We start from the raw sequence: 541 nt of genomic DNA, 5'->3' as shown, positions 1-541 counted from the left end.
GGCACGTTTTCTCACCTTGGTGAATGGGGATGAGAAAAAAATGCAAATCGCGTTGGCCTTACTCATGACTTATGTCGGCGCACCATGCATTTATTATGGTAGTGAAGTCGGTCTTGAGGGAAGCTTTGATCCAGATAACAGACGTTGTTTCCCTTGGCATTTAGTTCAGAGTTCGCCTTGGCTCCACCTGTACCAACAGTGGATTGAAATTCGCAAACAGTTCAAAGCCCTACAATCTGGCAGCATGCAATGGCTTTATTGTGACGAAAGAGCATTTGCTTATGCAAGACAGCTTGGTGAAGAGACGATCATTGTTGCAGTCAATATTGGTCTACAAGAAAGCACGATTGACCTACCATTGTGGCAGTTAGGCTTGAATGCGAAACACTTGCATCAATTATTAGATAAGTGTGAAATAATTGATTATGAAGGTCATGTTTCTGTCAATATGGCAGCATTAAGTATCAATTTGTGGCAAGTGAAGTGACACCGCATTCTATATTTATTAAAATTTGTGAATATGTTCATTAATAACTATAAA

The 541-nt window shown here is 39.9% G+C and carries 1 protein-coding gene; it reads left to right on the top strand.

Translation table 11 applies throughout. The annotated features are described in order from the left end of the window. A partial coding sequence (locus tag R7Z77_RS28000; RefSeq protein ID WP_318137386.1) for an alpha-glucosidase C-terminal domain-containing protein occupies positions 1-487 on the top strand: 487 nt, incomplete at its 5' end. Between the last annotated feature and the right edge of the window lie 54 nt (positions 488-541).

The organism is Vibrio sp. 1401 (assembly GCF_033340295.1).
The sequence above is the reverse complement of the archived record's forward strand: the minus strand, read 5'-3'. Positions and strand labels throughout refer to the sequence as shown.